The sequence below is a fragment of the Serratia silvae genome, from assembly GCF_023282985.1.
Classification (GTDB): Bacteria; Pseudomonadota; Gammaproteobacteria; order Enterobacterales; family Enterobacteriaceae; genus Chania; species Chania silvae.
In genome coordinates this window covers 1-249 of record NZ_JAGQDC010000085.1, presented here as the reverse complement: position 1 = coordinate 249, position 249 = coordinate 1, and the positions used below count along the sequence as shown (strand labels likewise).

Sequence of the window (249 nt, the reverse complement as noted above, 5' to 3'; positions counted from 1 at the left end):
AGCGGCAGGTTTCCAGGACCTGTGCATAACGTTGCGCCGGGTACACGCCGTCGTCCTGTGGATAACTCAATGCAGCTTTCAAGGTCCCAATCGGCAGGTAGGGTTTCTGCGGCAGGAACAGGTAACGCGCCGCCGGCAGGCGAATACTGCCGTGCCCTGCAGGCCACAAGTCGCCCATTGCACGCAGCAGCGTACTTTTACCACTGCCGGAACGCCCACTGAGCATCACCCGCTGGCCCGGCTCTACGG

Annotated in this window: 1 protein-coding gene; it reads right to left on the bottom strand. The window is 62.2% G+C overall.

Features of this window, described 5'->3' with window-relative positions; all coding sequences use genetic code 11:
• On the bottom strand, positions 1–249 hold a 249-nt coding region (locus KAJ71_RS23335; protein ID WP_248947806.1), incomplete at both ends, for an ATP-binding cassette domain-containing protein.